Annotated in this window: 13 protein-coding genes; 5 read left to right on the top strand and 8 right to left on the bottom strand. The window is 67.3% G+C overall.

What is annotated here, in order from left to right:
• Window positions 1-213: 213 nt before the first annotated feature.
• The 3 genes from ACZ4RZ_RS48430 to ACZ4RZ_RS48420 all read right to left on the bottom strand — a co-directional run bounded on the left by ACZ4RZ_RS48430 (window position 214) and on the right by ACZ4RZ_RS48420 (window position 3,370).
• On the bottom strand, window positions 214-1,581 hold the full coding sequence (locus tag ACZ4RZ_RS48430; RefSeq protein WP_467754028.1) for a tyrosine-type recombinase/integrase: 1,368 nt from the start codon (window positions 1,579-1,581) through the stop codon (window positions 214-216).
• Window positions 1,582-1,781: 200 nt separating this feature from the next.
• A complete protein-coding gene (locus tag ACZ4RZ_RS48425) occupies window positions 1,782-2,687 on the bottom strand; it encodes a hypothetical protein (protein WP_467754022.1) in 906 nt (301 codons plus the stop codon).
• Entirely contained in the window at window positions 2,684-3,370 is a 687-nt protein-coding gene (locus ACZ4RZ_RS48420; protein WP_467754020.1) for a tyrosine-type recombinase/integrase, read from the bottom strand. The genes ACZ4RZ_RS48425 and ACZ4RZ_RS48420 overlap by 4 nt, the downstream gene beginning before the upstream one ends.
• Window positions 3,371-3,487: 117 nt before the next feature.
• Here ACZ4RZ_RS48420 and ACZ4RZ_RS48415 point away from each other — a divergent pair, with 117 nt between their 5' ends.
• The 3 genes from ACZ4RZ_RS48415 (at window position 3,488) to ACZ4RZ_RS48405 (ending at window position 5,970) form a co-directional block, all read left to right on the top strand.
• Window positions 3,488-4,849 carry an IS21/IS408/IS1162 family transposase gene (locus tag ACZ4RZ_RS48415; protein ID WP_467754018.1) on the top strand — a complete coding sequence of 454 codons (1,362 nt, stop codon included), beginning with the start codon at window positions 3,488-3,490 and terminating at the stop codon, window positions 4,847-4,849.
• On the top strand, window positions 4,842-5,648 hold the full coding sequence (istB, locus tag ACZ4RZ_RS48410) for an IS21-like element helper ATPase IstB (protein ID WP_467754017.1): 807 nt from the start codon (window positions 4,842-4,844) through the stop codon (window positions 5,646-5,648). The genes ACZ4RZ_RS48415 and istB (ACZ4RZ_RS48410) overlap by 8 nt, the downstream gene beginning before the upstream one ends.
• Before the next feature lie 154 nt (window positions 5,649-5,802).
• Complete coding sequence (locus ACZ4RZ_RS48405) at window positions 5,803-5,970, top strand: hypothetical protein (protein WP_158939436.1); 168 nt, start codon at window positions 5,803-5,805, stop codon at window positions 5,968-5,970.
• Between the two features lie 41 nt (window positions 5,971-6,011).
• Here the strand turns inward: ACZ4RZ_RS48405 and ACZ4RZ_RS48400 are convergent, their stop codons facing one another.
• Both ACZ4RZ_RS48400 and ACZ4RZ_RS48395 read right to left on the bottom strand, forming a co-directional pair.
• On the bottom strand, window positions 6,012-6,371 hold the full coding sequence (locus ACZ4RZ_RS48400) for a hypothetical protein (protein ID WP_467754016.1): 360 nt from the start codon (window positions 6,369-6,371) through the stop codon (window positions 6,012-6,014).
• Complete coding sequence (locus ACZ4RZ_RS48395; RefSeq protein WP_467754015.1) at window positions 6,361-7,101, bottom strand: hypothetical protein; 741 nt, start codon at window positions 7,099-7,101, stop codon at window positions 6,361-6,363. Before ACZ4RZ_RS48395 ends, ACZ4RZ_RS48400 begins: the two co-directional genes overlap by 11 nt.
• An 83-nt stretch (window positions 7,102-7,184) precedes the next feature.
• Here ACZ4RZ_RS48395 and ACZ4RZ_RS48390 point away from each other — a divergent pair, with 83 nt between their 5' ends.
• Window positions 7,185-8,009, top strand: a complete 825-nt coding sequence (locus ACZ4RZ_RS48390) for a Mu transposase domain-containing protein (RefSeq protein ID WP_467754013.1) — start codon at window positions 7,185-7,187, stop codon at window positions 8,007-8,009.
• Window positions 8,006-8,794, top strand: coding sequence for an IS21-like element helper ATPase IstB (gene istB / locus ACZ4RZ_RS48385; protein ID WP_467754012.1), 789 nt, complete (start codon window positions 8,006-8,008; stop codon window positions 8,792-8,794). Before ACZ4RZ_RS48390 ends, istB (ACZ4RZ_RS48385) begins: the two co-directional genes overlap by 4 nt.
• 38 nt (window positions 8,795-8,832) lie before the next feature.
• Here the strand turns inward: istB (ACZ4RZ_RS48385) and ACZ4RZ_RS48380 are convergent, their stop codons facing one another.
• The 3 genes from ACZ4RZ_RS48380 to ACZ4RZ_RS48370 form a co-directional block, all read right to left on the bottom strand.
• Window positions 8,833-9,471, bottom strand: a complete 639-nt coding sequence (locus ACZ4RZ_RS48380) for a class I SAM-dependent methyltransferase (protein ID WP_467754011.1) — start codon at window positions 9,469-9,471, stop codon at window positions 8,833-8,835.
• A 253-nt stretch (window positions 9,472-9,724) separates the two neighbouring features.
• Entirely contained in the window at window positions 9,725-9,919 is a 195-nt protein-coding gene (locus ACZ4RZ_RS48375; protein ID WP_467754010.1) for a hypothetical protein, read from the bottom strand.
• Window positions 9,919-11,259, bottom strand: a complete 1,341-nt coding sequence (locus ACZ4RZ_RS48370) for a hypothetical protein (RefSeq protein WP_467754009.1) — start codon at window positions 11,257-11,259, stop codon at window positions 9,919-9,921. The genes ACZ4RZ_RS48375 and ACZ4RZ_RS48370 overlap by 1 nt, the downstream gene beginning before the upstream one ends.
• Window positions 11,260-11,946: the final 687 nt, after the last annotated feature.

Here is an 11,946-nt window from a genome sequence, read left to right as displayed (position 1 = left end):
GATCCGCGACGACATCCACCAAGCCTTCCTCAGCCTCGCCTGCAGCATCATCTGCTGGCGACGACTGAGAAACCTCCCACTTTGTTAGGACTTCTAAGGCGATGGTCTCAGCTCGCTCACCTGCGGGGAACACGAAAACGCTGCGCATGTGATGGAGGGTAGGCGGTGCGGCTTCGCGGCGGCGACGGATATTCAGAGCTGGTGCGGGTCGGCCTATGTAGTGCGGACGGCGATGTCAGCGAAGGTGGGCATGCCGAGGTCGACGGCCGCGGTGCGTCGGGCGATGAGGTTATCGAGCTGGGCGAGTTTGGCGTTCGCTGCGGCCAGGCTGACCTTGAGCCCTTCGGCCTCACCGCCCCAACCTTCGCGTTCGGCCTCGGCGATGCGGGCGATCAGGTTGTCGCGGATTTCGATCAGCCGTGGCCGTTGGGCCGGGTCGGCCCGCAGTAGCGGGCATCGGATGCAGCTGTGCTCGTGAATGCAGCTGGTGCCGTAGGCTCGCCCGCAGTCGCCGAGCGCGACCTTGCGTCGTTCGAAGTGGCCGAGGAAATCCTCCCACTCTTCCTCGGTGGGGCTGCGGTATTCCTCGCTCGGGCGTAGTTCCCGGCGGCGGGCGATGAAGGCGCGGTGCCCGTTGATGGCTTCTTCGGGATAGACCGCTTTGTAGCCCATGGTCGTGTTGATGTCGCGATGTCCGAGGATCAGCTGGGCGATGTGGGGCGGCATGCCGTTCATGACGGCGTCGGTGGTGAAGATCCTCCGGAAGTCGTGCGGGGCGAAGTGCAGCGGGTTGCCGGTCGCGTCGGTGAATCCGGTGGCCGCGAGCGCGTCCTGGAGGAGGTCACGGATGCCGGCGATGGGGATCGGCCGGTCTTCCAGCCCGATCTTGCGCTGGAACAGCAGCGGCATGGGCGGGTTCCAGACCTTCTCGTGGTGGTCGTAGGCGATTACGAGCGGGACGCCGCCGTCAGTGGTGCGGACGCGGCAGATGATCGCGGAGAGGACATCGGCGAGTTCCGGCGAGATGACCAGCAACCGTTCCTCGTCGGTCTTGGACGGGGCGATCTGCAGGAGCGGAACGAGCTCGCTGGTGCTCGGCAGCCGGTATTGGAGCAGGCTGTGGTGCGAGATCTCGCTCAGCTCCTCGATCCGGATGCCGGTCATGCGCAGGACCTCGATCGCGGCCCAGCCCCAGAAAGCGTTGCTCTCCTCCCGCGCCAGGTTGCGGCGCTGGCCGGTGGCGGGTTCTTCAGCCCATAGGTGCGGCGAGTGCCGCTTGAGGATCGCGCGCCGCAGCGTCTGCCCTTCGGCGGTGAACAACTCGCCGGGGCGGGCCCGTCCGCCGGCCTCCAAGCGGGCGGCGGCAGCCTTGCGGTTCCGGTCGACCGCTTCGCATAGGGACGGCAGGACGGGAAGTCGCTCGCGGGTGCGCTGATCCATGCGGGCCTTCTGCCGGGACTTCATCTTGCGATGCTGGACGTCGTCGGCGCGGACCGGGCAGGGGACGGCCCATGGGCCCCAGCGGGAGGGTTCGTCGAGCGCCCACTGCGCGAGGTCCAGGTAGAACGCCCGCACCGTCATCAGGGTGTCGGAGGCGGTGGCCCTTTCCACCGTGGTCTCCACGACCTGGCCGTGGTCATCGGAGGTGCGGACGGTTCGGGTCTGCAGGCGCCGCTTCCAGGCGGCGGCGACGTCCGGTGCGAGCCGGAGCGAGTCGATGCCAGGGTGGTGCTTCTCCAGGTCCTTCCAGAACCACAGCCCCAACGCGGTCGCCAGACCGGTCAGGGTGTTGTAGTCGACGGACGGCTGATGTTCCCGCAGGTAGTCGACCAACAGGTCGCGGACGGGGCGACAGGCCAGGTCGTAGCGGTCGACGAGCTGCTCGACCGCGAGCTGGCCAGGGAAGCGTGTGCTGAACATGCGGACCGAAGACGGCGCGTCGGCGGGGAAAACGCCGAGGAGTGCAGCAGTTGGTAGAAGAACGGACTGTGTCGGGTGGACTTGGCCGGCCCTGGGAAGACTTCCCGGCTGGTCTTGAGCAGTTCCAGGCAGTCGCCAGGGGTGACGTCCATAACCGTGCCGCCCTTGGCCGCCATGATGAGCGCAATCTTCTCGATCGCGGGCAGCACTGTGGAGTCGCCGACCGTGCTCGCGGTCCGCAGGGCCCGAAGCTTTGTGATGGCCTCGCCGTCGCGGACGCGCTCCATCTCGTTCGCGATCCGAAGTGGTGAGCTGGTGGCCATCAGCCAGCCCAGATCCGGCCGCAGGACATCGCCACCGATCAGCTGGACCAGGCCCATGCCGAGGATGCTGAAGATCCGCTCGCCGCGAGGGCCAAGGTTGTCGACACCCTTCAGGTCGCTGATGAGGCGGATCCGCCAGTCCACGTGTCCGTCGATGCCCGCCCCGCTGGCATCCCACCGCTCCTGCCAGGTGCTGCCGGGCTGCATCTCCAGCCAGTCGAGCACCTTGAGCAGGGTCAGCTTCCGATTGCAGCGCGTCTTGGAATCGTGTCCCAGGAACGGCGGCGTCAGCATCCGGGCCACCACAGTGGCCCGCGATTGTCGGGTCGCGGGCCAGCTCTTCGGGTTGGTGCGAGGCGGGAACCTCTTCCAGAGGGCCACGGCCTCCGCGCTGAGATGCCAGGGCCGAGTGGCCACCGCGGCAGTGATCGCGGGGGTGGTCACGGCCGCCCCCGGGAGAACAAGACGTCCAGACTCTCCGGGCGGTAGTGCAGCGACGGCGCCGCGGGCTCTGTCTGCCTCTCCGCCTGACGGCGGTGGTGGGCCAGGACTCCTTCGACGACGTCCTCCGCGGTGGGCGTGACATACCGTTGAGTCGTGGACAAACGCGCATGTCCGAGGACCCATTGGATGTCTGTGATCGGCATGAGCGGGTCGCGTGCCAGCCGGTAGGCCGCGGTGTGCCGAAGGTCGTGCAGCGACCAGTTCGACCCGAGCGCAGTGTTCGCGCGGACGAACATCGCCCGCGCGGCATGGTAGTTGAGTGCGCGGAACGGCCGTCGCAGCGTCCACCACAGCGGGACATCCGGGCCGGTGGGCACCAGCCCGTGCATCTGTTGCTGGTAGAGCCGCACCCAGACGAACGCGTCCGGCGAGGCCGGCAGCTGCTGCATCGCGCGTGACCCTTTGCGTACCACCGTGACCAGTTGCCGCCCCGGATCGGTGCCCGAGGACACGACGCCGAGCAGTTCCGAGGCCCTGGCTCCGGTCGAGATCCAGAAGGCGACCAGAGCCCGGTCGCGGTCCGAGGACAGCCTCGCGAACAGTTCGTTGAAGACCTCATCGGGGATCTGCCGGGGTGATGGCGCTCTTTGAATCTCCCCAGGTGTCGCTCTACAGGTGGCCAAACCTGCTCAGGTGATCTCCCCACCCTTTGCGTGATCCTTCTCGGCGTGTCGAACTGGTGTCGGCGTGTCGTGGAGAGCCTGCGTGAGCACAGAGTTCGGCCTGTTCGAGGGGCCTGAATGCTCACCTGGGAGGAAGACGTGGATGCTCACGCGCTGCGTCGTCAGGGCTGGTCGATCTCGGCGATCGCCCGGCATCTGGGGCACGACCGCAAGACGATCCGCGCCTATCTGAACGGCGAGCGAGTCCCTGGATACCGCCGCCAGTCGCCGGACGCGTTCATGCCCTTCTTGGAGTACTGCCGCCAACGACTCAGCGACGACCCTCACTTGTGGGCCTCGACGCTCTTCGACGAAGTGGTGGAACTCGGCTACGCGGGCGGCTACTCCACCTTCACCAGGGCTCTGCGGCGATACGACGCCCGCCCACACTGCGAACCGTGCCAAGCCTCCAGCGGTCGGGACGTGGCGATCATCGCGCATCCTCCGGGCGAGGAGATCCAGTTCGACTGGGTCGAGCTCCCGGACCCGCCTGCGGAGTGGGGCGTCGGGGCCAACGCGCATCTCCTGGTCGGTGCCCTGGCTCACTCGGGCCGATGGCGGGCCGTGCTCGCGGAGGCGGAGACCTTCCCGCACTTGGTCCAGGCCGTCGACTTGGTGCTGCGGCGACTGGGCGGAACCGCTCGAAGGTGGCGGTTCGACCGGATGGCCACCGTCTGCCACCCGCCGACCAGACGGATCCTGCCGACGTTCGCCGCCGTCGCGAAGTACTACGGAGCCGGCGTCGACATCTGTCCACCGCGACGAGGCAATCGCAAGGGTGTTGTCGAGAAGGCCAACCACTCCGCGGCCCAACGCTGGTGGCGAACCGTCCCGGACGGCATCAGCATCGAGGCAGGCCAGAACGGCATCGACAAACTGGCCGCGCAGATGGACCTGCGCAAACGCAAGCTCGACGGAGCGTCGACGACCGTTGCCGCGCTCGCCGAGGCCGAGTCGCTGCTGGAACTGCCGACCCGCCCGTTCCCCGCCGAGCTGGAGCAGGTCCGAGTCGTCAGCCCGCAAGGACTGGTCTCTTTCGCTGGCAACCACTACTCGGTCCCGCCCGGGCTGACCGGCGCCCACGTCACGGTCCGGACCCGCCTCGGAGAGGACGACCTCCATGTGATCACCGCCGGCCGAGCGGTCATCGCCCACCACCGCCGGGCACCGGACGGAGCCGGGCGGACCATCCGTGACGCCGGCCACGTCATCGCCCTTGAACGAGCCGTTCTCGCCTCGTTCTCCGACAAGGCACCCTGCCGCACCAAGGTCCGGCGGCCCCCTTCGGCGGCGGCCCAAGCGGAAGCAGAAAAGCTTCGCGGCCGACCTGAATCGGACGTCGCGAACCGGGTCGTCATCGACCTGTCCCACTACGCCGCCGTCGCCGACCGGCTGCGGCAGGCCCCCACCCACGAAGACCAGGAGCGTGAGAGTGAGTGACACCATGCCGATGAGCGAGGCCCGCCGTTACCAGCAGCTGCGAGGCCACCTGTCCTACCTGAAACTCAACGATGCCGCCGAAGCCCTTCCCCGCATCCTGGACCAGGCCCGCGCCGAGCGCATGACCCTCACCACCGCCCTGGAGAAGCTCCTCGAAATCGAAGTCGAGGCGACCGAAGCACGCAAACTCTCCTCCCGGCTGCGGTTCGCCTGCCTGCCAGAACCATGGACCCTCAACGACTTCGACTTCGCCGCCCAGCCCGGCGTCGACGAGAAACTCATCCGCGACCTGGCCACCCTGAGGTTCCTCGACAATGCCTCCAACGTCCTGCTGGTCGGCCCGCCTGGCGTCGGCAAGACCATGCTGGCCGTCGCCCTCGCCCGCTCAGCAGTCGACGCCGGCCACCGCGTCTACTTCACCACCGCCGCCGAACTCGCCGCCAAGTGCCACAAGGCCGCACTCGAAGGCCGCTGGTCGAGCATCATGAGGTTCTTCGCCGGACCCCGCCTGCTCGTGATCGACGAACTCGGCTACCTTCCGCTGCCCGGCGACGGCGCCTCGGCCCTCTTCCAGGTGATCAACCAGAGGTATCTGAAGTCGAGCACGATCCTCACGACCAACGTCGGTATCGCCGACTGGGCCGGCGCCTTCGGCGACGCAACCGTTGCCGCCGCCATGCTCGACCGGCTCCTTCACCGAGCCGCCGTGGTCGGAATCGACGGACCGTCCTACCGCCTCCGCTCGCACCAGTCCCACGCCGACAACCTCCGCAAAGGGGTGACCGGACGTGCTGGCTGAATTCAGGGAGTGCCCCATCTGCTGGACATCATTCCAGGTCAACCCCAGTGCGGGGGCCCGGCACACCTACTGCACCCCTCGGTGCAAAGCAGAAGCAAGCCGGCGTCGGCGCCGTGAACGCGACGAAACAACCGACGCTGCTGAAAGCGAAGTGATGACGGCAGCGTCCCCAGATCCGACACCACTGGCGCCCACGGCCGTCCGGAACTGCCCGCACTGCGACAAGCCGGTCACCATCGTCGCCCTGCTGGCCACCCCCGAGGCCGCACGACCCACCATCCCGATGGCCAACCCGGACGTCATCCCAATGCGCCGCAACTGAAAGAACAGGTCCATGACCCTGCCGACCCCTGGACGGCAGGGTCAGTCCGCGTCCGCAAACATGGTGCTGATGTTGCTCCACATGAAAGCGTCCTTCCACCCCGGACGTTCCTCAACCCAGCCGCTCAAGGCGGCGATCACCTTCTCCTGGGAGATCGTCCGGGTCTGGTAGTGCTCCGCCGCGGTCCCGTCGCGGAACTCGAGCTGATACGTGTTGTCATCCCTCAGCCACACCTGCACATACCAGTCGCCGTCCGCCTCGTCATCGACTCGCTCAACGATCACGAAGGCGTTGCCCCGGCTGAGGTTCGTCACCATTCGGCTCAATGCTGAGTCCTTTGGGTTCCTCACCCGTCGGCCGTGTTCATCTCTCGCTTGCAGCATGGCCAGATCATCGCCCACGGGTCTGACACCACTCGATGAGCAACCAGTTGTACTCGGCCTCGCTCACCGCTTTCCTCAGTTGGTTCACTCCGTGAACCAACTGAGGCGAAGAGCAGGTCCGAGGAAAATTCGAGATCCGCATCAGGGGAATTCGCTGAGGCTGCCGCGGCCGGAACAGCCCCGACCGCTGCGGGCGCCACGGCTCCATCGGATTGTGGTGCGAGTTCACCCGAGGCGCCCTGGCCAGTGGAAACGGGTTCACCAGCGGACCAGTTCCGGCCTCCAGGTGGTGGGCGTAGAAGCTGCGGAGCACCGTCTCGCTGTGCGCGACCGTCGAGGAGGCGTAGGTCGTCCCGATCGGCCGCTTCCCGGTGATCGGATTCACAGCCCGGTCTGTACGCGGATGTGCACGTTGAGCTGTACGTCGGCGGCGGGGAGGCTTGGCGGTGATCTGGATCCACCGCGAGAAGTCGCGGGCCTCGATCCTCGTCGCCTCGTTCCACGGCATCTCGATCGCCCACAAGAAGCGGAACCACCGCAGCAGATCCATGCCGTAGGAACGCTGCGTCGTCGCGGGCCGACCCGCTGCCTGCAACTCGTGCAGATACGCGGTCACCGCACCCACCGGGAACCCCGCGGGATCAACCAGCTGATACGGCTCCCATAGATCGCCAGCCTCCACGAGCGAGCCCACCCGAGGAACCACCAGCGAGCTCAAGTTCCTTGGAACATCCTCACCTTCAGCCATGGCAGGGGACCGTAACCACCCCGCTTCTCGCCTGTCCGAAGAACAAGGAGAGAAGGTCCCGTAGTTCAGTCAACACGCCGCAGGTGGACAGCCTGGACGAACTCAATGCCCGGTTGGCCGAGTCCGAGGCGAAGGAGGACGAGCGGCGGATCGGGGCGAGGATGCTGACGATCGCGCAGGACTTCGCTCGCGAGGTCGGCCATCTGCTGCCGCTGCCGGACGATCCGTTCGCCACCGGCATCACCCTCACGCCCCGCGTCGACCGCTACGGCCTGATCACCGTGAAGATGTGCCGGTATTCAGTCCCCGTCCGGTTCATCGACCGCAAGGTCACCGTCACCCTCACCTGCGACGACTTGACCGTCTATGACGGCCGGCGGGAGATCGCCCGCCACCGGCGGCTGGCCGGTCGCGGCGCCGAACACCTCGTGCTGGACCACTACCTGGAAGCCCTGCTGACCAAGCCGGGGGCACTGGAACGCTCCGAGGCCCTCCACCAGGCGCGCGCCGAAGGCACCTTCACGGCCGTCCACGAAGCGTTCTGGGCCGCGGCCAAGAAGGCCCTCGGCGACATCGAGGGAACGAAAGCCCTCGTCAAGGTGCTGTTGCTGCACCGCCATCAGCAGCATGCCGACGTGGTGGCCGGGATCCGCGCGGCGCTCGCGGCGGGCACCTTCAATGAGGACGTCATTGCGTTGGAGGCACGCAAGGCGGCCCAGACGGCCGGGCGGGCACCGACCGTCACCGCCGGCACTGCCGCTCCGGAGCCGGTGGATCTGGACTCCGCGCAGGTCACGCCCCTGACTCCGCGCCGTCTCGCCCGTGCTTTGCCCGCCGACCAGCGTCCGCTGCCCCGCCTGGAGCAGTGGGACGAGCTGTTGCAGCTTCGCCGGAAGGACTCATCATGACCACCGCCCATCACGCGCTGACCGCACAGGCATCCGATGCGGCGATCGACACCGCCTGCCGCCTGCTGAGGCTGCCCACCATGCGGGCCCAGGCCGCCGACACGATCGCCCGGGCCGAACGCGAGGGCCTGTCCTACGCGGGGTTCCTCGCCGAGTTGTTGATGGCCGAGTGCGAGGACCGGGACCGGCGCCGGGCCGAACGCCGCATCCGCGCGGCTCACTTCCCCCGCGAGAAGTCCCTGCGGGAGTTCGACTACAGCGTCAATCCCCACGTCGACCCGGCGGTCATCCACAATCTCGCGACCTGCGAGTGGATCGCCAAGGGCTACCCACTGTGTCTGATCGGTGATTCAGGAACCGGCAAGTCGCACCTGCTGATTGGGCTGGGCACCGCCGCGGCCATGGCCGGTTACCGCGTCCGCTACACCACCGCCGCAGCCCTGGTGAACGAGCTTGTCGAGGCGGCAGACGACAAGCAGCTGGGCAAGACCATCGCCCGCTACGGGCGGGTCGACCTTCTCGAAATCGATGAGCTCGGCTATCTCGAACTCGATCGCCGTGGCGCGGAAATGCTCTTCCAGGTTCTCACTGAGCGTGAGGAGAAGAGCAGCATCGCGATCGCCTCCAACGAGGCTTTCACCGGCTGGAGCCGGACCTTCACCGACCCCCGGCTCTGCGCGGCGATCGTGGACCGCCTCACCTTCAACGCCACCCTCATCGAGACCGGCACCGAGTCCTACCGCCTGGCCCGTTCCAAAGCCAAGCAGAACGGCGCGACAAAGTAGATCGTCACGAGAAGAGCCCAAGTAATCGGCTGGGCCCGCTAGTTGACGGAACGTGGCTCTGCGATGCCGACGATGAACTCCTCCCGCAGCCGGATGTCGGCCGACCACCCCAATGCGGCGAGCTCGCCGGTGAGTGCCGCCGGATCATGGAAAACCTTCACGATGCGGTACTGGCTGCCGTCGTCGAGCCGGCGCACCACCGCGGCCACTTCCTCACGGGCGGCCGCGGCGGGGCCTTCGTCGACGAAGATCGCTTTGCCGTTTGGTGCGAGGGCGGCGGCGACGGTGTCCCAGAAGTCGCCCAGCCGGGACGGCGGAACATGCGAGAGCCAGAAGGCGAAGAACACGGTGTCGAAGCGGCGCGGGGGCCGCCACTGGAACACGTCGGCCCGGTCGAACCGGACGTTGGAGGAGGCTGTCCGCGCTCGCGCGATGTCCAGCACCTCCGGCGACGCGTCGACCGCGGTCACCGAGCGCGCCCGCGCAGCCAGCGCCCCCGTCCACTGCCCCGTTCCGCAGGCCAGCTCCAGCACGTCCCCGGCAATCGGGAGATCGTCGGCCACGGCCAGCAACTCGCGCAGGTCCTCACGCTCGGCATAGACCCGGTCGTACTCGGGCGCGCGGGCCCGGTAGTAAGCAACCTGCTCCGCCAGAAGGGCATCCTCGTCGATTGCCATGCCCCCGACCCTAGCGGGATCAAGCACAAGTGGTCCCAGAACAAGCCAAGACCCGGGGCCACTTGAAGACGTCAAGGCAATACAGGATCTTCACCGAACGGGGCCAACCCAAGCCGACATGCTGGGGCCGCTTGCCGACGTCAGAGCCATTGCGGTGACTTTCGGTAATGCCGGGGGCCCTCGTGGAGGGCCCCCGGGGGCCTGCTTCTCATGGCTCGGCGGTGTCAGAGGCCTCTGCTTGACTTCGAGCAGGTCAGCCGATCGCCGAGCGCGCAAAGGCGACCGTGGCGCCGAAGGCGGCTCCGCCGGCGAGTGCGGCGGTGGCCAAGGGGCTGCCACCCGCGTATGTAAGGAATCCAGCCGCCGCAGCGGCCTGCAGACTGATCAGGAACACCACCGCGGAGCGCAGGCTCAGCAGCGGCTCCTGGGACCTGTCGTTGCTCGCCATCAGTTCGCCCCTGGGATCTGAGCTTTGGCCCGCCTGACGATGTCGTCGCCCAGCCGCAGGAGCTTGCGCCGCACTCGGTCGCCCATGGCGACATCCTCGTCGGCCAGTGGGGGTGCTTGGCGCCAGTTGAGCCGGGGGTTCTCGGCCCAGACGCGCGCCACTTTCTGCTCGGTATCCTTCAGCCGCCCGGTCGCGTAGCGGACGTGCCGGTTGTCGAAGTGCTCGGCCCAGGGCACGACCGTGGCGATGGCCAAGGCTTCCGGCCCTGGCCCGGGTGACAGCAGGTCGATCCCCACGTCCATATGACCGATCCTGTGGCCCATGACCTGGTGGTCGCCGTCGAGGTCGTTGCCCTCCCGAGCGCACTTCCGTAGAACGACGCGGACTGCATCCGCGTCCTGGAGATCGACCTGTTCCTCCCATTCCCGGAGGAACAGCGCCATCGCCAGGGCTTGGGCATGGTCCTCCGTGGGTGGCCGGAGACGGAGCTGCGTGTAGAGGAACTCGCGCATCGGTTCGTGGTCGCCGTGCAGGTAGGCATCCAGAGCAGCCCTTGCGAGCCAGACGATCGGCGCCCCAAGATTCTCAAGCAGCCGGGTGACGGATCGCAGCGGCTCCAGCAGGCCGTCCGGGAGCCCCCGAAGCAGGCCCGTGAAGCCGGGCATGTCAAAGACGCGGTTCCATGCCGCAGACATTGCGTCGTTGAACGGATTGAATTCGGGCATCCTTAGGCGGAGCGAAGCCAGGCCGCTGCCCACGACTCCGACCGACGCAAGCCGGTCAGCAGGCATTTCGAACAGCGACAACTTCTCCAGCGCGGAGGACAAGCCGAGGATTGACGCCGGTGACCGGCGGGCGAAGTTGTTCGTCGCTTGGGCGAAGGTTTCCAGGGCCGTGCTCAGCCGGGTGATTCCCGTCCCCCGGGCGATCCCAGTGTCGAACAGGGACAACTCCTTCAATGCGGAGGAGATGCCGAACAGCGGTGAGGAGTCAGCGAGGCGGCTACCGGCCAGCGTCGCGAACCTCGCCGAAGCAATCGCGTCGCCGAGCGAAGCGAGGCCGCTGCCCATAGCTCCGACTTGAGCAAGGCGTGTGGCGGGCGTATCGATGAGGGACAGCTTCTCCAGCGCGGTGGAGGCGATGCTGACCGCTGGCGGGCGACCTGTCAGCTGCTTGCCGACCGCCTCCGCGGGCTGCCCGCCGACGGTGTTCGAGGTGCCCATGGATGAGAGCGCGGACGCCGCAGCGGTGAACTTGAGCGCCGGTGACATGTCGGCCAGCACCTTTCCCAGACTGGGGGAGGTGGGGACAGTCTTGAGAAGGGGGAACAACGTGGCCACTCGGCCCTCCTTGATTCGGAAGTGTCTCTACTTCCTGGTGGCGGGAGCAGGCCGTTCCGGCAATAAATCTTCACCGACTCGACGTGATCTGCGTCACTGCCGTCTGTGCTGACTCCGCGGCCCCGGTGTCCCAGCTCCAAGATTAACGGTGGCCGCCGACGGTGAAGGTGTCGTTTTGCTTGGAGTGATCGCCTCGGCGACCGCAGGGGAACTGGGTGATGCGGCCGTGATCCGGCGTTCGATCACTCGCGCAGGGGGGCGTCATCCGATCGAGGGCTTGCCTGCGCGGAAACCAAGCGGATGCATCTCGGCGCGGATCCGGTGCTCTAACCGTGAGACGCCGTTCGATCGGCGTCTCACGCTGGCGGGTGAGAGTGGCGTCGTCGCACCGCGTTCGCCTGGTTCGCTGCGGAGGAGTGTGGTTCAGGAGAATGCCGCCGTTGGTCACCGGGACCAGATCGAACTCCGGGCGAGCGGAGTACGCCACGGCAGGGAAACGAGGGGAGACCGCATCACAGGTCACGGCCTCCAGGAGGATGGCGTACACGGCGAGTTGGCAACGGTTTCCCTCGACGTCCGGCAGCTCCGGCATGGTGTTCCTCCCTCCGTCCTCCTCTGTCCCCCTCTGTTCCTCCCTCCCACGGCCCCTCATGGACATGGTCGCTCCCCGTGCGCCCGGGCGCAGCT

The organism is Streptomyces sp. NPDC027189 (assembly GCF_055566975.1).
The sequence above is the reverse complement of the archived record's forward strand: the minus strand, read 5'-3'. Positions and strand labels throughout refer to the sequence as shown.